The 19161-nt window shown below is 60.1% G+C and carries 16 protein-coding genes and 2 pseudogenes; 13 read left to right on the top strand and 5 right to left on the bottom strand.

Annotated elements, in window-relative coordinates; translation table 11 throughout:
- Positions 1-327: 327 nt before the first annotated feature.
- From ACWKWE_RS21215 to ACWKWE_RS21205, 3 genes are all read left to right on the top strand, one after another.
- A complete protein-coding gene (locus ACWKWE_RS21215) occupies positions 328-1620 on the top strand; it encodes an NCS2 family permease (RefSeq protein ID WP_166598422.1) in 1293 nt (430 codons plus the stop codon).
- Positions 1617-2702, top strand: a complete 1086-nt coding sequence (trmA, locus tag ACWKWE_RS21210; RefSeq protein WP_483851605.1) for a tRNA (uridine(54)-C5)-methyltransferase TrmA — start codon at positions 1617-1619, stop codon at positions 2700-2702. Before ACWKWE_RS21215 ends, trmA begins: the two co-directional genes overlap by 4 nt.
- A 189-nt stretch (positions 2703-2891) precedes the next feature.
- Positions 2892-4184, top strand: a complete 1293-nt coding sequence (locus tag ACWKWE_RS21205; protein WP_483851604.1) for an MFS transporter — start codon at positions 2892-2894, stop codon at positions 4182-4184.
- A 59-nt stretch (positions 4185-4243) separates the two neighbouring features.
- Here ACWKWE_RS21205 and ACWKWE_RS21200 read toward each other — a convergent pair whose 3' ends face one another.
- Positions 4244-5182, bottom strand: coding sequence for a LysR family transcriptional regulator (locus ACWKWE_RS21200; RefSeq protein ID WP_483851603.1), 939 nt, complete (start codon positions 5180-5182; stop codon positions 4244-4246).
- Between the two features lie 111 nt (positions 5183-5293).
- Here ACWKWE_RS21200 and ACWKWE_RS21195 point away from each other — a divergent pair, with 111 nt between their 5' ends.
- The 5 genes from ACWKWE_RS21195 (at position 5294) to ACWKWE_RS21175 (ending at position 10021) form a co-directional block, all read left to right on the top strand.
- On the top strand, positions 5294-6487 hold the full coding sequence (locus tag ACWKWE_RS21195) for an MFS transporter (RefSeq protein WP_483851602.1): 1194 nt from the start codon (positions 5294-5296) through the stop codon (positions 6485-6487).
- A gap of 180 nt (positions 6488-6667) precedes the next feature.
- Positions 6668-7633 (top strand): hypothetical protein, encoded by a 966-nt coding sequence (locus ACWKWE_RS21190; protein WP_483851601.1) that lies wholly within the window; start codon positions 6668-6670, stop codon positions 7631-7633.
- Positions 7633-7998, top strand: a complete 366-nt coding sequence (locus ACWKWE_RS21185; protein ID WP_483851600.1) for a hypothetical protein — start codon at positions 7633-7635, stop codon at positions 7996-7998. Before ACWKWE_RS21190 ends, ACWKWE_RS21185 begins: the two co-directional genes overlap by 1 nt.
- Positions 7999-8139: 141 nt before the next feature.
- On the top strand, positions 8140-9027 hold the full coding sequence (gene ypfJ, locus ACWKWE_RS21180) for a KPN_02809 family neutral zinc metallopeptidase (RefSeq protein ID WP_341959908.1): 888 nt from the start codon (positions 8140-8142) through the stop codon (positions 9025-9027).
- A gap of 4 nt (positions 9028-9031) precedes the next feature.
- Positions 9032-10021, top strand: coding sequence for an alpha/beta hydrolase (locus ACWKWE_RS21175; protein ID WP_483851599.1), 990 nt, complete (start codon positions 9032-9034; stop codon positions 10019-10021).
- A gap of 125 nt (positions 10022-10146) precedes the next feature.
- On the opposite strand, the gene ACWKWE_RS21170 is transcribed toward ACWKWE_RS21175, so the two are convergent.
- The 3 genes from ACWKWE_RS21170 to ACWKWE_RS21160 all read right to left on the bottom strand — a co-directional run bounded on the left by ACWKWE_RS21170 (position 10147) and on the right by ACWKWE_RS21160 (position 12294).
- Positions 10147-10737: an HAD family hydrolase gene (locus ACWKWE_RS21170; protein ID WP_483851598.1), complete on the bottom strand. Its 591-nt coding sequence runs from the start codon at positions 10735-10737 to the stop codon at positions 10147-10149.
- Positions 10734-11603 carry an acyl-CoA thioesterase II gene (gene tesB, locus ACWKWE_RS21165; protein WP_166597022.1) on the bottom strand — a complete coding sequence of 290 codons (870 nt, stop codon included), beginning with the start codon at positions 11601-11603 and terminating at the stop codon, positions 10734-10736. The genes ACWKWE_RS21170 and tesB overlap by 4 nt, the downstream gene beginning before the upstream one ends.
- A gap of 115 nt (positions 11604-11718) precedes the next feature.
- On the bottom strand, positions 11719-12294 hold the full coding sequence (locus tag ACWKWE_RS21160) for a GNAT family N-acetyltransferase (protein WP_483851597.1): 576 nt from the start codon (positions 12292-12294) through the stop codon (positions 11719-11721).
- Positions 12295-12433: 139 nt separating this feature from the next.
- Here ACWKWE_RS21160 and ACWKWE_RS21155 point away from each other — a divergent pair, with 139 nt between their 5' ends.
- Positions 12434-13351 carry a histone deacetylase family protein gene (locus ACWKWE_RS21155; protein ID WP_483851596.1) on the top strand — a complete coding sequence of 306 codons (918 nt, stop codon included), beginning with the start codon at positions 12434-12436 and terminating at the stop codon, positions 13349-13351.
- 307 nt (positions 13352-13658) lie between these two features.
- On the top strand, positions 13659-14933 hold the full coding sequence (locus ACWKWE_RS21150; protein ID WP_483851595.1) for a TIGR03862 family flavoprotein: 1275 nt from the start codon (positions 13659-13661) through the stop codon (positions 14931-14933).
- 6 nt (positions 14934-14939) lie between these two features.
- Here ACWKWE_RS21150 and ACWKWE_RS21145 read toward each other — a convergent pair whose 3' ends face one another.
- Positions 14940-16118, bottom strand: a complete 1179-nt coding sequence (locus ACWKWE_RS21145; protein WP_166597025.1) for an acyltransferase family protein — start codon at positions 16116-16118, stop codon at positions 14940-14942.
- Positions 16119-16506: 388 nt separating this feature from the next.
- Here ACWKWE_RS21145 and ACWKWE_RS21140 point away from each other — a divergent pair, with 388 nt between their 5' ends.
- The 3 genes and pseudogenes from ACWKWE_RS21140 to ACWKWE_RS21130 form a co-directional block, all read left to right on the top strand.
- Positions 16507-17001 (top strand): phage infection protein, encoded by a 495-nt coding sequence (locus ACWKWE_RS21140; protein ID WP_166597026.1) that lies wholly within the window; start codon positions 16507-16509, stop codon positions 16999-17001.
- 231 nt (positions 17002-17232) lie between these two features.
- Positions 17233-18252: pseudogene (locus ACWKWE_RS21135) on the top strand (methyl-accepting chemotaxis protein); the annotation flags it as partial.
- A gap of 39 nt (positions 18253-18291) precedes the next feature.
- Positions 18292-19063 (top strand): annotated as a pseudogene (locus ACWKWE_RS21130) (methyl-accepting chemotaxis protein); the annotation flags it as partial.
- Positions 19064-19161 lie beyond the last annotated feature (98 nt).

Genomic DNA, 19161 nt, shown 5'->3' with positions numbered 1-19161 from the left:
TCAGCGCAGTGAATCTGCGTCTCTGGTTTACGACGTGTGGTGTTTCGCAATCGTTCAGGGAATGTGATGAGTGAGCGTCGGGGCGCTCGATCATCGACGGCCAGACGGTTTGAGCCTCAACGCGGCGGCGAACGGAGGGGCAATCCTGACAAATACCGTCCCCCGACGGGCTCCCGCCCCCATCCCGCAAAGCTGCTGGTATGATGCGCGGCTTTTTTGCGACTGGCAGATTTTGTGCAGTGAATTTATACGAGCCGTTTCAACGGCTGTGCTTTGCTGTCACTAGTCGATTCATTAAAGGCGCATTGCGCCACCGGGGAGCCATACATGCTGGAGCGGCTGTTTCAACTCAAGGCACATGACACCAATGTGCGTACCGAAATTCTGGCCGGGGTCACGACGTTCCTCGCCATGGCCTACATCCTGTTCGTCAACCCGAGCATCCTCGGCGCGACGGGCATGGACAAGGGCGCCATCTTCGTTGCGACCTGCCTGGCGGCCGCCATCGGTTCCACGGTCATGGGCCTGATCGCCAACTACCCGATCGCGCTGGCGCCGGGGATGGGCCTGAACGCCTTCTTCACTTACACCGTCGTGCTGCACATGGGTCACACCTGGCAAGTCGCGCTGGGTGCGGTGTTCATCTCGGCCGTGATGTTTTTCCTGCTGTCGATCTTTCGCATCCGCGAGTGGATCATCAACAGCATCCCGCTGCCGCTGCGCTCGGCTATTGCCGCCGGTATCGGCTTGTTCCTGGCGCTGATCGCCCTGCACAACGCCGACATCGTCGTCAGCAACCCGGCGACCATGGTCGGCCTGGGTGATCTGGCCAAGCCTGCGCCAATCCTCGCCGCGCTCGGTTTTGCCCTGATCGTCGCCCTTGATGCCCTGAAAGTGCGCGGCGCGGTGCTGATCGGCATTCTGGCGGTCACCGTTATCTCCATCGTCCTCGGTTTTTCGCCGTTCGGTGGCGTGATGTCGATGCCGCCATCGCTGGCCCCCACGTTCCTGCAACTGGACATTCCGGGCGCGCTGAACATCGGTCTGGTCAGCGTAATCTTCTCTTTCCTGTTCGTTGACCTGTTCGACAACTCCGGCACCCTGATCGGCGTCGCCAAGCGCGCAGGTTTGATGGGCAAGGACGGCCACATGCCGAAGATGGGCCGCGCCCTGATCGCCGACAGCACCGCCGCCATGGCCGGTTCGCTGCTGGGCACGTCAACCACGACCAGTTACATCGAGTCGGCAGCAGGCGTCAGTGCCGGGGGCCGCACCGGTCTGACCGCCATCGTCGTCGCTGTGCTGTTCTTGCTGGCGCTGTTCTTCGCCCCGTTGGCGGGCAGCGTTCCGGCGTTTGCCACCGCTCCGGCGTTGCTGTTCGTTGCCGTGCTGATGACCTCGGGTCTGGCGGAAATCAACTGGGACGACATCACCGAAGCCGCCCCGGTGGTGCTGACCGCGCTGGCGATGCCGTTCACCTATTCCATCGCCAACGGCATCGCCTTCGGTTTCATTTCCTGGACCGTGATCAAGCTGTTGTCGGGCCGGGCCCGTGAGCTGAATTCGGCCTTGGTCGTACTGTCGATTCTGTTTGTGATCAAGTTGGGCTTTTATCCATGAGTGCTGCGTTCGACCCTGCCAACTACACCCGACAGCTCGATGAAAAGGCCCAGCGCCTGCGCGAGCTGTTGCAGCCCTTCGATGCACCCGAGCCGCAAGTGTTCGACTCTCCGCGCGAGCATTACCGCTTGCGCGCCGAGTTCCGGCTATGGCGCGACGAGGGCGTGCGTCACTACGCGATGTTTGCGCCAGGCGACAAATACACCCCGATCCTGATTAACGAATTCCCCATCGCCAGCCAGCAGATCAACGCGCTGATGCCGGTGCTGCGGGACCGTTGGGAAGCCAGCAAGACGCTCAATCACAAGCTGTTCCAGGTGGATTTCCTGACCACGCTGGCAGGCGACGGCATGATCACCCTGTGCTATCACCGCCCGCTGGATGACGCCTGGCAGGCTGAAGCCGAGCAGTTGGCGGCGGACCTCAACGTCAGCGTGATCGGGCGCTCCAAAGGCCAGCGCCTGGTGATCGGTCGTGATTACGTGACCGAGGAACTGGAAGTGGCCGGCCGTACGTTCAGCTACCGCCAGCCGGAAGGCGCGTTCACTCAACCCAATGGCACGGTGAACCAGAAAATGCTGAGCTGGGCGTACGACGCACTGGGCGACCGGGACGATGACCTGCTGGAGCTGTATTGCGGCAACGGCAACTTCACCCTGCCGCTGGCGACCCGCGTGCGCAAGGTGCTCGCGACCGAAATCAGCAAGACGTCGGTCAACGCGGCCCTCAGCAACCTGGCTGACAACGGTGTGGATAACGTGTCGCTGGTGCGTCTCTCGGCGGAAGAGCTGACCGAGGCGCTGAACGACGTGCGTCCGTTCCGCCGTCTGGCCGGTGTCGATCTGAAAAGCTACGACTTCGGCAGCGTGTTCGTCGACCCGCCCCGCGCCGGGATGGACCCGGACACCTGCGAGCTGACCCGACGTTTCGAACGCATTCTGTACATCTCCTGCAACCCGGAAACCCTGGCCGCCAACATCGCCCAACTGCACGACACCCACCGGGTGGAGCGCTGTGCACTGTTCGACCAGTTTCCGTACACCCACCATATGGAATCGGGTGTGTTGCTGGTTCGTCGGTAATCCTGATCGTTGCTTTGATCGTTCCCATGCTCCGCGTGGGAACGATTATCTGCGATGAGCCTTTCGCGACAGCCCACAAAACGCGCCTATTCCCTACCATCCATCATTAAATTTCTGACAGTAAGCGGCATATACCTCCTTGGCGGTGTATAACAGTCGGCCGTCTTTCGCTTCGATGGATGTCCTGCCTTGAGTTCCGATTCGTCCGCCTCACCTTCCGACGCCGTTTCTGGAAGTGCCCTTAAGCAGCCCGGCTTTTTTGCCTTCCTGACCGCCCGCCTTGCCGCCGTCTTCGCCATGCAAATTCAAGCCGTTGTCGTGGCCTGGCAAGTCTATGACATGACCCGCGACCCGATTTCGCTGGCGTATGTGGGACTGGCGCAGTTCATTCCGATGCTGTTGCTGCTGATGCCAGCCGGTGACCTGATCGACCGCTACGACCGCAAACTGATCCTGACCATCAGTTGGACCGTGCAGGCCACGTGCAGCCTGATGCTGATGCTGTTTTCCGTTACCCACCACCAGGACACCCGCCTGATCTACGCGACGCTGGCCCTGTTCGGTTGTGCCCGGGCGTTCACCGGTCCGGCGCTGCAAAGCCTGCTGCCGCAAGTCGTGCCTCGGGAAAAACTGGCGTCGGCGATTGCGACGAACAGCATGATCATGCGCATCGCGACCATCGCCGGGCCTTTGGTCGGCGGCGGTCTTTACGCGGCAGGCGGTGGCGGGCTGACCTACACCGTGTGCATGGCAAGCTTCATCGCAGGCGTGCTGTTGCTGATTCGCGTGCCGGTGCTGTACGCCGGTAAAAAGCAGATCCTTGAATCCACCGCCTGGAAACGCTTCACCGCCGGGATCGCCTTCATTCGTTCTCGCCCGATCATTCTCGGCACCATTTCCCTCGACCTGTTCGCCGTGCTGCTCGGCGGCGTAGTGGCGTTGCTGCCGATCTACGCCCACGAAGTGCTGCACCTCGGTCCTCAAGGGCTGGGCGCGTTGCGCAGTGCGATGAGCCTGGGCGAAGTGACCACCGGCCTGTATTTGGCGGCGCGTCCGTTCGATCGCCACGTCGGTATGGTGATGTTCATTGCCGTGGCGGTGTTCGGCGTCGCTAACCTGGTGTTCGCCCTGTCGACGCTGTTCTGGCTCTCCCTGATCGCGCTGATGTGCGCCGGTGCAGCGGACATGGTGAGCGTCTACATCCGCTCGACGCTGGTGCAGTTCTCCACGCCGGACGACATGCGCGGCCGAGTGAACGCCGTGAACATGCTGTTCATTGGTTCCTCCAACGAGCTGGGCGAATTCCGTGCAGGCAGCAGCGCCTCACTGTTCGGCGCTGTGCCTGCCGCGATCCTCGGCGGGCTGTGCACCCTGGGCGTCGTGGGCAGCTGGATGTTGGGTTTCAAAGCGCTGCGGCAGGTGAACCATTTCGCCGATGCATCGCCTGTGGAAGTGTCCGAGAAGCAGACCGCGCGGGTGTGATGACGCGCGTTTGCCTGTAGGAGCGCTTGACCGCGAGACGTCGGATCAAGCGCCAAGGGCTAATCGACGGTTGCTGACCGCGTGCTGCCCGACGGCGTCAGTCGGGCAGTCAGATAATCCAGCAGCGCCCGCACTTTCGGCAGATTTTCCCGGTTCCTGCGCCAGACCAGATTCATCGGCATACCTTCGGTAGCCAGGTCTGGCAGGACTTCCACCAACGCCCCCGAATCCAGATGACGCTGCACCAGCCACGTGGGCAACTGCGTAATACCCAACCCCGCCAGCGCTGCCATCACCACCCCTTCCCCATCGCCCACGGCCACGTGGGGGTGCATGATTCTGCGCTCCATGTCGCCGGATTGCCGCCCCTTGAAATACCAAGGGCTGATCGTGCCCGCATGCATCGAATAGCCCAGGCACCGATGCGCTTCGAGGTCGTGCTCAAACGCCGGTATGCCGAACTGGGCCAGGTATTCGGGGGACGCGCAGAACACCAGTCGCTGACTGCCAAAATAGCGATGTCCTACGCTGGACGCCCACGCGTCTGGCCCGCCAATCCGCACCACGATGTCGATTTCTTCGTGCACGGGGTCGACGAAGCGGTCCGCGAACGAAATGTGCGGCATCAATCTCGGGTGCTGTTTGACGAAGTCCAGAATCAAAGGCAGGACGTGCAACCGTCCATAGGCCGCGGGCAAATCGATGCGCACCTTGCCCTGAGGCTCATCATGCTCGGAATGCAGCACCTGCTCGACTTCTTCAAGGTCCGAGAGCACGGCGGTGCAGGTCTGGTAAAACGTCAGTCCCGCATCAGTCAAAGACAGGCGTCGAGTGGTGCGGTTGAACAGCCGCGTCCCCAGTCGGTTTTCCAGCCGACCGATGCTTTTGCTCACGGCAGAATTGCTGAGATTGAGGCGCTCGGCAGCGGCGGTGAAACTGCCCAGATCGGCGACGATGACAAACACGTCGATGCCTTTGAGGCGTTCGGAAGAAAACATCAGCGACCCCGCGATTAGTGAACCTGTTTCACATCATTTCAGAAAAAATGACCGGAATAGACCATAAATTCTCCAATAGGCTAGCGCCATACTTTTTTCTGGAGTTTCACCATGTCTTCCCCCTCAACGGCCAACGCCGACGCGCTGCCGTACGAGTCCTCGCGATCCGGCGTGCAGATCCTGATCATGGCCATCGCGGCCTTCATCATCGTAACCACCGAGTTTGTCATCGTCGGACTTCTGCCTGCGCTCGCGCAGGATTTGAACGTCTCGATCACCGTTGCCGGTCAGGTCGTCACGCTGTTTGCCTTCACGGTGATGTTGTTCGGCCCAGTGCTGACGGCCAAGCTGGCTCGCGTGGAGCGCAAAAAACTGTTCACACTGATTCTGATCGTCTTCGCTTTGTCGAACGCCTTGGCGGCTGTTTCGACCAACATTTGGGTGCTGGCCATCGCCCGCTTCATTCCAGCGCTGGCGCTTCCGGTGTTCTGGGGCACGGCCAGCGAAACCGCCGGGCAACTGGCCGGTCCCGGCAACGCGGGCAAAGCCGTGTCGAAGGTCTACCTCGGCATCTCGGCGGCGCTGGTGTTCGGCATCCCGCTGGGCACCGTGGCAGCAGACCTGATTGGCTGGCGTGGCAGCTTCTGGGTGCTGTCGGGACTCTCGCTGATCATCGGCATTCTGATGCACCTGATGATGCCGACACTGCCCAGCGCCCCCGTTGCGGACGAAGGCGAGAAACAGACCGCCATCTTGCGTCAGCCTCGGTTCCTGGCGCACATCCTGCTGTCGGTGCTGACCTTTACCGCGATGTTCACGGCCTACACCTACCTGGCCGACATCCTCGAACGTCTTGCGAATATTCCGTCGAGTCATGTCGGCTGGTGGCTGATGGGTTTCGGCGCCGTCGGCATGATCGGCAACCATCTGGGCGGCGCCATGGTGGACCGTCGGCCGTTGGGGGCGATGGTGCTGTTTCTGCTGGTGCTGGGGTTCGGAATGCTCGCAGCAGTGACGCTGGCGGCGGACACGCCCTGGCTGGTCGCGTCGCTGATCATCTGGGGCGTCGCCTACACCGCGCTGTTCCCGGTCTGCCAGGTGCGTGTGATGACGGCTGGCGCCAAGGCGCAAGCGCTGGCAGCGTCAATGAACATCTCGGCGGCCAACGCTGGGATCGGCCTTGGTGCCATTTTTGGCGGCTTGGGCATTCATCATTACGGGCTGGGTTCGCTCGGGATCATCGCCACGACCCTCGCCGCCCTTGGCGTTATCGTGGCGCTGTTGATGATGCGCGGTCAGCGATAACCGCGTGGTTCGCGCGAGGAAAACACCTCGCGCAGCCCACTTTATGACCCAGTCTTGTAGGAAAGAATCACGCCCAAAGTAGGGCCGTTCTGAATTCTCTGTAACCCCGCCCCAGCCCCTCGAAAAGCCCGCTGCCCTTTTCCTATCCTCGCGCTTTCATGCACGTTCAGGGACAGGAAAATGGCAGTCGCAGGCAAGCCGTATGTGTTCATCAACGATCAGGTTCAGCACTACCCCGTCATCAAGGCGCAGGTCGGCGGTGGGGCGAAATTCGACCAGCTTAACGCTCACGTCCGCAACACGATGGTCATGCCGGGGCAGCTCATGGTCGTCGCCGACGAATCGACGTCGCGAGTGACGCCTGAGGAGGCGGAGATGATGCGACTCGCATACGGCACTCACCATTCGCTCTTTCAGCATCAAGCGGACAAGGACATCGTCAAGAATTACGACCTGTTACAGCACATGCTGGGCTACGGATCATTGGGCATCGGTGCCGCCACCGGGAGCTGGGAAAAGCACCTCAAAGGTGTTGAAGCCACGTTAAAAGACATCGAGCAGCTGTATCAACTCGCCCTCAAACGCGGCACCCCCATCGCACGGCAGGAATTCATCAACCAACGCCGCGTGCACTTCGTCAAACTCGCCACCCAACTCAAAGGCATCGCCCACTGGGGCACGGGTATGCGCAATAACGGGTCAATCAAGAAAATGTTGGGGGTTTCGACGAAAAGCTATCTGCACAACCCCGAGATACGTGGCTATTCGCAACGGCTGGCGCATATTGCCAAGGCTTCGAGGTTGCTGAGGATGGGGACGCCGATCGGGATCGGGTTGAATGCGTGGTCAACGCATCTGGAGATCAAGGAAGCATGTTCGATGGAGCGGGAGGAAATGTGCAGGAAGGCGAAGTATGTCGAAGGGTCGAAGCTGGTCGGCGGCATTAGCGGCGGCCTGATAGGGGGCACTATTGGAATGGCCACCCTTACACCGCTTTGCATGGTCGTGTTCGGAGTACCAACCGGCGGTTTGGGCGCGATTGGATGCGGTATCGTCGCGTCTGCTATAGGCGGATACGCTGCAGGCTCTGCAGGTGAGTGGGGTGGTGAACACATTGGCGAAATGATCTACGAATGGAGGCCGTAATGCCGATTTTTGTCGTCCTGGGCTTGGCTTGGCTCATTTCCTCGTGGATCAATCTCATGGCAATGGGATGGTTCACGTACAAGAATATTGATGTACTTGAAGAGCATTTGTCCGACTGCCAAGGTGTTACAAACACCCGAAACCTGTGGCAAGGCGGCGTGATAGGTCGACAGATGCGACTCAGCATCATTTTCGCAATTATGTACATGCCGAGAATCATGTACCGCCGAGGTGACATTACCCAAGACGCTCACCTCAGGATCCCCTTCCGTTTGAGGCGACATATCTGGGGACTTCATATCTGGCTTTTCATCAACGGCGGCGCCCTAGCTGCACTGTGTTACGCCATTGAAAGCTCTCGATAGTCAGCAAGGTTAGGAAATGCTCCGCAATCACCGAGCACCCCCTGAACCATTCCCCCCGCTTCGCCCTCTTAGTCCCAGCAGTCAGACGCCGTACCTCCCCCGGCGTCTACACTTCCTACACGACTAAAAGAGGATTCTTCCATGCTCTGGAAAAAGGGACGTCGCAGTGACAACGTCGTCGATGCACGCGATGACTCCGGTGGCGGGGGTGGGATGCGCATCGGGGGCAAGGGGCTGGGGCTTGGCGGGATTGTGATCATCGTCGCCATTGGGCTGTTGACCGGGCAGGACCCGATGCAGATTCTCGGGCAGATCGCCGGTCAGGTCGGCAGCCAACAGACCACCTCTGTCAGCCCTCAGACGCGACAGGCGCCTCCGGCCAACGACGAGCAGGCGGATTTCGTGCGAGCCATTCTGGGTGACACTGAAGACACATGGGGTCAGATCTTCCAGCAGGGTGGTCGGCAGTATAAAAACCCGACTCTGATTCTGTTCCGGGGTCAGGTGCAGTCTGCGTGTGGCTTTGCGTCATCCGCCAGCGGCCCGTTCTATTGCCCGGCCGATCAGAAGGTTTATCTGGACATGGATTTCTTCCGCGAGATGAGCCAGCGCTTCAAAGCCGCAGGGGATTTTGCCCAGGCCTACGTGATTGCGCATGAAGTTGGCCATCATGTGCAGACCTTGCTGGGGGTTTCAGCTAAAGTTGACGCCGCCCGCCAGCGTGGCATGCGCATGGAGGGTGACAACGGTCTGTTGGTGCGTCAGGAGTTGCAGGCGGATTGCCTCGCCGGTGTTTGGGCCAACAACGCGCAAAAGCGTTTGAACTGGCTCGAACCGGGTGATATTGAAGAGGCGCTGAATGCGGCGAATGCCATCGGCGACGACCGTTTGCAGCAACAAAGCCAAGGGCGTGTAGTACCCGACTCGTTCACTCACGGGACGTCTGCCCAGCGGGTTCGCTGGTTCAAGACAGGTTTTGCCCAGGGACAAATCAACCAATGCGATACCTTCGCCGCCAAGAGCCTCTGATCACATGATGAAACCGCTTTCGATCCTGTTGTTGGGCACCCTGATGAGCGCGACGGCTCATGCTGCGGATCAGGCGGTCAAATCCATCAGCCCCGACCGGCTGCTGATCAATGGAACGTCTCAAGCCACGCTGGGCCTGAGCCAGAGCTGGGTTAGCCCGAACCCGCATATTCAGCGGGTGGTCATCATTTTTCATGGTCGCCTGCGCAACGCTCAGACGTACTTGCGCAGCGTCGAGCGGGCTGCCAACCAGTCCAAGCAGCGGCCTAAAACCCTGCTGATCGCGCCGCAGTTCCTCGATGAGAAGGACATCACCGCGCACCACTTGCCGGAAACGGTGTTGCGCTGGCACGCCAACGACTGGATGGCGGGCGACAAGTCGCTGGGTGCCAAGCCCGTCAGTTCATTCGTGGTCATCGACCATATCCTCAAGCGCCTGAGCGACAGCAAGCTGTTTCCGAACCTGAAAGAAATCGTCATCGCCGGTCACTCGGGTGGTGCGCAGGTGGTGCAGCGCTACGCGATGATCGGCGGCAAGGAAGACGCGCTGCTAAAGAAGGAAGGCATCAAGTTGCGTTACGTGATCGCCAACCCGTCGTCTTACGCCTATTTCGACGCGACCCGGCCATTGCCGGTGACGACGGCGAGCTGCCCGGGGTTCGACACCTGGAAATACGGCATGAACAAACTGCCGGCCTATGCAGGCAAGGACACCGTGGCGGAGCTGGAAGCGGCGTACGTGAAGCGTGACATCACCTACCTGCTGGGCGATCAGGACACCGACCCGAATCACCCGGCGCTGGACAAGGATTGCGGTGCCGAGGCGCAAGGGCCGTTTCGCCTGGTGCGGGGGCACAATTTCTTCGATTACCTGACCAAGCGTCATCCTGAAGGGATGAACCAACGGCTGGTGGAAGTGAAAGGTGTGGGCCACAACGGCGACGCGATGTTCACCTCGCCAGAGGGACAGGCGGCGTTGTTCAAAGGGAATTGATCGCCGCCCCCGCCAAAAGCTTGCTCGCGATCAGGGAGCGTCAGTCATACACACGGTGGCTGATACCCCGCTATCGCGAGCAAGCTCACTCCTACAGGTTGTGTGTATTTCAAGCAGCTTTCGCGCTAGCTGAGCATCGCCCGTAACGCCACGCAATCATCCGCATGCCAATCGGTCAGTTCCGGCCAGGGGTTTTCCGGCAGGTTGACCAACACGGTATGCGCGCCCGCTGCTTTGCCGCACGCCAGGTCGAACTGGTAGTCGCCCACCATCACCATCTGCGAAGGCTCGACGTTCCAGGCCTGGGCCAACTTCAGAAGTCCGCCCGGATCAGGCTTCGGCGGCGCTTCGTCCCGCCCCAGCACATCTTCGACGTCGAAACAGTCGGCGATGCCGATGGCTTCCAGCGTGACGTGGGCCAGTTCCCGTGCGTTGCGCGTCAGGATGCCCAGCCGATAGCCACGCCCTGCCAACTCACGCACCAACTCGACGGCACCGGTCGCAGGCTTCGACGCCACGGCCAACTCTCGCTCATGCTCAAGCAGCCACGCATGCTTGGCCGCACCCTCTTCGGTGGGTAGCGCCGCCAGATGGGTGAGGATGTCGTCCTCCAGCGGAATACCCAAGGCGCGCTTGATTGCCGGAAAGTCGTGCACGGCGATGGTCAGCGTGCCGTCCATGTCGAACACCCAATGGCGCAACTGCGACAGGCTCATGCCCAATCCTTGCGGTGTCGGATCAAACCTTCTTGACTCACCGAGGCCACGAGCTGACCCGCGCGGTTGTAGACGCTGCCACGGGAAAACCCGCGCGCATTGCCGGCCCACGGGCTGTCCATCGCGTAAAGCAGCCACTCATCGGCCCGCAGTTCGCCATGAAACCACAGCGAATGGTCGAGGCTGGCGATCTGCATGTCTTTCTGCCAGACCGTCTTGCCGTGAGGCAGCAGCGACGTGGTCAGCAGATTGAAGTCCGACGCATAGGCAAGCATGTAGCGGTGCAGGGCCGGGATGTCAGGCAGCGTGCCGTCGGCGCGGAACCACACGTATTTCACCGCTTCGGTGGGCTGCGGGTTGTAAGGATCGAGGGCGGTGACAGGGCGGAACTCGATGGGCTTGGGGCACAGCAGCTTGTCTTTCATGTGAGCGGGAATCAGGTGCTCGCGTTGACGCGCCAACTCAAGTTCCGACGGCAGATTTTCCGGGCCGACCACCTGCGGCATCTGGCTCTGATGCTCGAAGCCTTTTTCGTCGTACTGGAACGACGCGCTACAGGTGAAGATGGGGTGGCCCTTCTGGATGGCCGTCACACGGCGGGTGCTGAAACTGCCGCCATCGCGCACGCGATCAACCTGATAAACCACAGGCAATTGCGCATCGCCCGGACGCAAGAAATAACCGTGCAGCGAGTGAACGTGGCGTTCATCCTCGACCGTCTTGCTCGCCGCCGACAACGACTGCCCCAGCACCTGACCGCCAAACAGCTGGCGAAAGCCAAGGTCCTGGCTGCGCCCACGGAAGAGGTTTTCTTCGATCGGCTCCAGGCTCAACAGCGACACCAGATCATCCAGCACATGGCTCATTCAGAGGTTCCTCACACACAGTCATTTCACGCCGGTCCAGCCACCGACGCCGAGCGACGGTGAACGTGGAGGTTGGGCAGAATGATACAGATGTTTGCGGCGGGGTTCCCGCCCATCACAACGTGGCGAGCCATTGTTGGCGATTGATGCGATACAGCACGTGGGGCCGCAGCGGGTGGCCTTCCGGGAGGTTGGGGTGGTCGAAATCATCATCCGGATCGTTTTGCATCCCGATGGCTTGCATGACCTTTTGCGAAGGCAGATTGCTGACGGCGGTGAATGAGACGATCTCGTCCAGTTCGACGTGCTCGAACCCACAGCCCAACACCGTCCACGCGGCCTCGCTGGCGTAACCAAGGCCCCAATGTTCCCGAGCCAGTCGCCAGCCGATTTCAACCGCAGGATGCTGGACGCCGCTGAACGGGGCGTCGAAGCCCACCACATTCAGCCCGGTGAAGCCGATGAATTGCCCGGTGTCCTTGCGCTCCAGCGCCCACAGACCGAAGCCGTACTCAGCGAAATGGCCGCGAATACGCCCGATCATCTTGGCGCTTTCCAGACGCGTCAGCGGTTGCGGGAAATAACGCATCACCTGTGGATCGGCGCACATCTGCGCGAAAGCCGGCAAATCATCGTCCCGCCACTGACGCATCAACAAGCGTGCGCTGTTGAGCTCAAGTATCGGCTCCATTGAACATCTCCCCTGCCCCGCTTCTCAAATGGCTCGCCAGAATAACCTGCCAGTGCAACCGTGGCCGTCCCGGCCAAACCGCTGTGCCAGAACAGGCATAACTGGCAAGATTCCCCCTCGAACCCCATGCGTACGCACTATGTCCCTGCCGCTTATCTACCACGAAGATTACAGCCCGGCGTTTCCGCCCGACCATCGCTTCCCGATGGACAAATTCCGTCTGCTGCACGACCACCTTATCGACAGCGGCCTCACCACGGATGCTCAACTGTTCCGCCCGCTGGTCTGCCCTGACAACATTCTCGCGCTCGCCCATGACCCGTCCTACATTCGGCGGTACATGGACGGCGACCTTTCCCGCGAGGATCAGCGCCGTCTGGGCCTGCCCTGGAGCGAAGACCTGGCCCGACGTACGGTGCGCGCCGTTGGCGGTTCGCTGCTCACGGCAGAAAAAGCCCTGCAGCATGGGCTCGCCTGTCATCTCGCCGGAGGCACGCACCATGCGCATTACGATTACCCCGCCGGGTTTTGCATCTTCAACGACTTGGCCATTATCAGCCATTACCTGCTGCAGAGCGGTCGCGTCGACCGCGTGTTGATCTTCGACTGCGACGTGCACCAGGGCGACGGCACGGCTCGGATTCTCGAACACACTGAGGACGCGATCACCGTTTCCCTGCACTGCGAGAAAAACTTCCCCGCGCGCAAGGCCCAGAGCGATTGGGACATTCCGCTGCCAATGGGCATGGGCGACGATGAATACCTGAAAGTAGTCGATGACACGCTCAATTACCTGCTGCCGCTCTACCAGCCCGACCTGGTGCTTTATGACGCAGGGGTCGATGTGCACAAGGACGATGCGCTTGGCTACCTGAAGCTGACCGACAACGGCGTGGCCCGGCGCGACGAAGCAGTGATGCGCCATTGCCTGGGCCGAGACATTCCGGTGATGGGCGTGATTGGCGGCGGGTACAGCAAGGATCGCGAAGCACTGGCGCGGCGGCACGGGATTTTGCATCACAGCGCGCAGCGGGTCTGGGTGTCGGAAGGCTTATGACCCACTCGCCTGCCACTGCACATTCGCTGTAGGAGCGAATTTATTCGCGAGGCGGCGGTACATCCGAAGAAGATGTGTGGGTGCATCACCGCTCGCGAATGAATTCGCTCCTACAGAAATCTGAGACAACCCGTACCGTCAGTATTTACCCACATCCGCTGTGGAACCACCTGTGGATAACCTGAGCGCAAGGCCACAGAGCCCACATTTCATAAGCCTCGCAGAGCGCTGTACGTTTTTCGCTCAAAAGTTTTCCACAGGCCGTTCGTTCGTCACAGGCCTCGGGTAGAATGCGCGACCCACTTCGATGATCCGCACGTTGACCATGATTTCAGCCTCTTCTTCCTCCGCACACGCCGTCGCCATCATCGGGGGTGGCCCGGCCGGGTTGATGGCCGCCGAAGTGCTGAGCCAGGCCGGTTTCAAGGTCGATCTCTACGACGGCATGCCTTCGGTCGGACGCAAATTTCTACTGGCCGGTGTTGGCGGCATGAACATCACTCACTCCGAGGCGTACCCGGCGTTTCTGTCGCGCTACGCCGAACGCGCTCCGAACATTGCCCCCCTGTTGCGGGCCTTCGGTGCCGACGACTTGTGCGAGTGGATTCATGGGCTGGGCATCGAAACATTCGTTGGCAGCTCCGGCCGCGTATTTCCCACCGACATGAAAGCCGCGCCTCTGCTGCGCGCCTGGCTCAAGCGTTTGCGCGATGGCGGCGTAGTGATCCACACCCGGCATCGCTGGCTGGGCTGGAATGCGGAACATAGCCTGCGCATCAATAGTCCAGAGGGCGAGATCGCGATCCGTCCCGCCGCGACATTGCTCGCCTTGGGGGGCGCCAGTTGGGCGCGACTGGGATCGGACGGCGCCTGGATGCCCCTGCTCGAACAGCAAGGTGTGCAGACCTCCCGCCTTCAAGCCGCAAACTGTGGGTTTGAAGTGCCCGCCTGGAGCGAAGTGCTGCGCAGCAAATTCGCAGGCGCCCCGCTGAAAAACATCGCCATGGGTTTGCAGGGCCAGACGCTGCGATTGGGCGAGTGTGTGCTGACGCAGACGGGTGTCGAGGGGAGTCTGGTGTATGCGTTGTCGGCGCAGATTCGCGAGGCGATCAATCGCAGCAGCGTCGCTACCGTCGAGATCGATTTGCTGCCAGGCAAGCGCCTGAGCGACGTGCAGAAAGCACTGAGCAAACCCCGCGGCTCGCGCTCGATGTCCAAACACTTGCACAGCCAGCTGGGGCTCGACGGCGTCAAGGCGGCGTTGCTGCGGGAATTGGCCCCTGCCGAAGCATTCGCTGATCCGACCTTATTGGCCAATGCCGTGAAATGCCTGCCGCTGACGCTGATCAAACCCCGCCCGCTTGACGAGGCGATCAGCGCGGCGGGCGGCGTGACGTTCGAGGCGATGGATGAACGCTTGATGCTCACCTCATTGCCTGGCGTGTTCTGCGCCGGGGAGATGCTCGACTGGGAAGCGCCCACCGGCGGTTATCTGCTGACCGCCTGTTTTGCCAGCGGGCGGGCAGCGGGGCTGGGGATGGTGGAGTGGTTGCGCGCCCAGCCCACCGCGAAACCTTTGTAGAAGAAATCACGCCACCCGATCAATCTGCGGCTTGAGTCCGTTCGCCGACTCCGGCTTGTCCACCGGCGCCTTGGCCGCAGGTTTGCCCAACACCCGCTTGCCCAGTTCGTAGCCCTTCATTTCGATGTAGTTGTGAGCGAAGCCCGCCACCACCACGGTCAGCACCGTCACGCCCACCACAAAGAGGTTGTTCGCCAACATCGACCCCGTGTCCATGAAGCGCTGCCCCGCGATCATCGGCGCCATCTCGAAACCGGTCAGTTTCTGGCCAATGATGAAGACCGTCGACAGCAAGAAAATGACGGCTGCGTGGGTCATGTAGATCGAGTACGACAGTTTGCCGAGCAGCACGAAAACACCGGTTTTCAGCAGCGCTGACACCTGCCCGCCTTCGAACGCGAACAGCAGCACCAACACGCAGAACGCCAGACTCCCGATGGGTGAGCGATTGTCGAAGTCGTTCATCACGATCCAGTACGTGGCGTACATCATGGCGCATTCCAACACCGTCACCAGCCACGGTTTGAGGGACCATTTATCGCGAATCAGCAAGTACACCAAGTACGTGATATTGCCTGCGAAGAAGCACGACAACCCGAGCATCGCGCGATCGACCAACGGCGCGTTTTCCGAAAAGATCAGGATAAAGGCGACCACCGAAACGCTGGCAAACAGCAAAAAGCGATTACGCATGGAGAACATGCACAGCGCCCCGAACAGCATGTAGATGTAGAACTCGATGCTGATCGTCCAGGAGGGGTAGTTGAACGACATGGTTTCGGTGTAGCTCGTCCATGCTTGAACCAGCAGGAGGTTGGGCAGGATCTCATCCAGCGCGAATGTCCCGGTGAACGGCTTGTTGTTCAGGCCAAAACCTTGGTGATAAGCGATCCAGCGCGCCGTTTCGAAAAGAATGAAGAACGCGAGCATGAACAAGTGCAGCGGGTAGAGGCGAAAGACCCGCGAAATGACGAAGGACTTGAATGAGAGGTTTGGCTTCATGCCATAGGTGTGAGCAAGAACGAACCCACTGAGGACAAAGAAGAAATTGAGCAGAACCTCATCACGTCGGAAGAAGGGCAATTGAATGAAGGTGTCGACAACGTGCAGGTGGAAGAACACGACCAGCAGCGCGCAGATCCCCCTGAAACTGTCGAGTGTGGTGAATCGCTGAACAGGTTTCATAACGCTACTTCCGTTCTGGTTGGAGAAATCCCGCCCCCGTCGACCGAGGTTGGAGCCAGAACACGGTATGTTTTCCGCTGCGCTCTCAACAGTTGAAATATTTCATGCCTGATACACCCGAACGAGGGAATGTTGACGCCAGCGTTCGGCAGCAATGACTTACCGGTCACACTCAGAAGGAATGGTCTGAAAACGCCAATAAAATGGCTCTACCAGTGACGTAGCTGCGTTCCTCTAAAGATGGCCCATTAGCTTTCGGGGATGGTCATACCCCAACTATCAATACCGGCGATGATCGCTACCAATCGTATTGACTTCTTAATAATCCCGCGCCGCGTAACATTGCCTCCATACCGAGTTACCACTTAGACGAATTGGAGCAACCCTCATGAAAACCAACAAACTGATCCTTGGTCTGGCCTTCTCCGTACTGGCAACTGGCGCTTTCGCATTGCCGGCCGCCAAACACATCAACGCGCCAATCGTCGCTGAAAACGGCTCGTCCCATACTCACATCAATCGCGTTGCCGCCGACGGCGCTGACCGTGTAGGCGCCAACCGCGTCGCTGAGAATGGCTCCGAAAAAACTCAGCTGGGTCGCATCGCTGCTGACGGCGCCGACCGCGTAGGTGCCAATCGCGTCGCTGAGAACGGTTCCGAAAAAACTCAACTGGGTCGCATCGCTGCTGACGGCGCTGACCGTGTAGGCGCCAACCGCGTCGCTGAGAATGGCTCAGAAAAAACTCAACTGGGCCGCATCGCTGCTGACGGCGCTGACCGTGTAGGTGCCAACCGCGTCGCCGAGAATGGCTCAGAAAAAACTCAACTGGGTCGCATCGCTGCTGACGGCGCTGACCGTGTAGGTGCCAATCGCCTGAGCTGATAGCCGCACTGCCCTCCCCAGCCCGGCTTCTGCCGGGCTTAATCTTTCCAGCCCCCCCTCTGAACCGTAGTTTTTTTACCTATCTGTGTAGGAAATTACCTTCAATCTCCCCGCATCCGTTTCAGATTTCCGGCTTTCGGCCGATGAAACCTTGCACCTGACTGTTTCGCTGGGCTCCATAACAACAATTCTCCAGCTGACGACTCGAAAAATGGACTGTGGAGAATTGAGATGAAGAGCTGGTTCGCGAATATCAGCGTTAATAAAAAGCTGGCCTTAGGGTTCGGCATCGTGCTTGTTTTTACTGCCTTGCTCGCCCTCATCGGCTGGACCAGCCTGGGCAACATGACCTTCCGCAGCGATCGCGTTGCCGACATCATGAAGCTCAACAACAAACTGACCGACATGCGCATCACGCGTCTGCAATACATGCTGAGCAATGGCGACGAAGCCGTGGCGCAGAACGTGCAGACCGCTCTTGACGCCTTCAAAGCGCAGCAACAATTTTTGCAAAGCACGTTCGTCAATCCGCTGAACGTCCCGCCGATCAAGGCGCTGGGCGAGCAGATTCGTGCCTACGACGCGTCATTCAGCAAAATGCGCGAGGCGTACAAGACCAGCGCCAAAGTCCGCGCTGACATGGGAACCGATGCGGTGAAGGCCGCAGAGCTGATCGCCGCCATCAACGATGACGTGATGAAGCTCGATCCGACCGACGAACGCCGCTTTGCTCAGTACCAGGCAGCGATCAAAGCCAAAGAAGACGTCATGCTGGTGCGCTACGAAGTGCGCGGCTACACCGGCAACCCCACCGCCAAAACCGAAGACGCCGCTGCACGCCAACTGAATGCTGCAATCAGCGGGCTGGATCAGCTCAACGCCACGTTCGGCGCGACTCAGGGCGATCGCCTGAAACAGCTCGAAAGCGCGTTGATCGGCTATCGCAGCTCGGTACAGGGCTTCAAGGTGGCGAACGACACCATCAACTCGACGCGGGCAGAAATGACCGATGAAGGCGCAGCCATCGTCAAACTGAGCCAGCAGTTGGTTGATCTGCAAACCTCGCTTGGCGCGGCGGACACCCAACAGGCTCGCACGCTGCAGATTGGCGGCACCTTGCTCGCCCTGATCTTCGGTGCACTGGCGGCGCTGATCATCACCCGCCAGATCACCCGACCGCTCCAGGAAACATTAGCCGTGGTCGATCGCATTGCCTCCGGCGACCTGACCCATACGCTGACAGTGACTCGCCGTGATGAACTGGGTGTGCTGCAAACCGGGATTCAACGGATGGGCACCACCCTGCGTGACCTGATTGGCGGCATTCGCGACAGCGTCACCCAGATCGCCAGCGCGGCCGAAGAGCTGTCGGCGGTGACGGAGCAGACCAGCGCCGGGGTCAACAGCCAAAAGGTCGAGACCGATCAGGTGGCCACTGCCATGCATGAGATGTCGGCCACCGTGCACGAGGTCGCGCGCAACGCCGAACAGGCGTCTGTCGCTGCTTCGGATGCTGACAAGCAAGCCCGTGACGGCGACAAAGTCGTGGGCGAAGCCATCGCCCAGATCGAAAAACTCGCCAACGAAGTGATTCGTTCCTCCGACGCCATGGGCGTACTGGAGCAGGAAAGCGACAAGATCGGCAAAGTGATGGACGTGATCAAGTCCGTGGCGGAACAGACGAACTTGCTGGCCCTCAATGCGGCCATCGAAGCCGCACGCGCGGGTGAGGCCGGTCGTGGTTTCGCGGTCGTGGCAGACGAAGTGCGCGGCCTGGCACAGCGTACGCAACAGTCGACCGAAGAAATCGAAAGCCTGGTCGCCGCCCTGCAAAGCGGTACCCGTCAGGTGTCGGACATTATGCTCAGCAGCCGTGGACTCACGGACAGCAGCGTCACCTTGACCCGCAAGGCAGGCTCGTCGCTGGAAAGCATTACCCAGACGGTGTCCAGCATTCAGGCGATGAACCAGCAGATCGCCGCCGCTGCCGAACAGCAAAGCTCGGTCGCTGAAGAAATCAGCCGCAGCATTCTCAACGTCCGCGACGTGTCCGAACAGACCGCCGCTGCCAGCGAAGAAACCGCCGCGTCCAGCGTCGAACTGGCCCGACTGGGCAATCAGCTGCAAATGCTGGTCAGCCATTTCCGCGTCTGAGCCCAA

It is taken from the genome of Pseudomonas salicis, from assembly GCF_057128705.1.
This window is presented reverse-complemented; position numbering and strand designations above follow the sequence as displayed.

Coding starts and splice junctions, on each gene's coding strand:
- tesB (WP_166597022.1), bottom strand. CDS start 11,603: ATGAGCCATGTGCTGGATGATCTGGTGTCGCTGTTGAGCCTGGAGCCG.
- ACWKWE_RS21185 (WP_483851600.1), top strand. CDS start 7,633: ATGCCGATTTTTGTCGTCCTGGGCTTGGCTTGGCTCATTTCCTCGTGG.
- ACWKWE_RS21200 (WP_483851603.1), bottom strand. CDS start 5,182: ATGTTTTCTTCCGAACGCCTCAAAGGCATCGACGTGTTTGTCATCGTC.
- ACWKWE_RS21150 (WP_483851595.1), top strand. CDS start 13,659: ATGATCCGCACGTTGACCATGATTTCAGCCTCTTCTTCCTCCGCACAC.
- ACWKWE_RS21215 (WP_166598422.1), top strand. CDS start 328: ATGCTGGAGCGGCTGTTTCAACTCAAGGCACATGACACCAATGTGCGT.
- ACWKWE_RS21160 (WP_483851597.1), bottom strand. CDS start 12,294: ATGGAGCCGATACTTGAGCTCAACAGCGCACGCTTGTTGATGCGTCAG.
- trmA (WP_483851605.1), top strand. CDS start 1,617: ATGAGTGCTGCGTTCGACCCTGCCAACTACACCCGACAGCTCGATGAA.
- ACWKWE_RS21155 (WP_483851596.1), top strand. CDS start 12,434: ATGTCCCTGCCGCTTATCTACCACGAAGATTACAGCCCGGCGTTTCCG.
- ACWKWE_RS21140 (WP_166597026.1), top strand. CDS start 16,507: ATGAAAACCAACAAACTGATCCTTGGTCTGGCCTTCTCCGTACTGGCA.
- ACWKWE_RS21175 (WP_483851599.1), top strand. CDS start 9,032: ATGATGAAACCGCTTTCGATCCTGTTGTTGGGCACCCTGATGAGCGCG.
- ACWKWE_RS21195 (WP_483851602.1), top strand. CDS start 5,294: ATGTCTTCCCCCTCAACGGCCAACGCCGACGCGCTGCCGTACGAGTCC.
- ypfJ (WP_341959908.1), top strand. CDS start 8,140: ATGCTCTGGAAAAAGGGACGTCGCAGTGACAACGTCGTCGATGCACGC.
- ACWKWE_RS21145 (WP_166597025.1), bottom strand. CDS start 16,118: ATGAAACCTGTTCAGCGATTCACCACACTCGACAGTTTCAGGGGGATC.
- ACWKWE_RS21190 (WP_483851601.1), top strand. CDS start 6,668: ATGGCAGTCGCAGGCAAGCCGTATGTGTTCATCAACGATCAGGTTCAG.
- ACWKWE_RS21170 (WP_483851598.1), bottom strand. CDS start 10,737: ATGAGCCTGTCGCAGTTGCGCCATTGGGTGTTCGACATGGACGGCACG.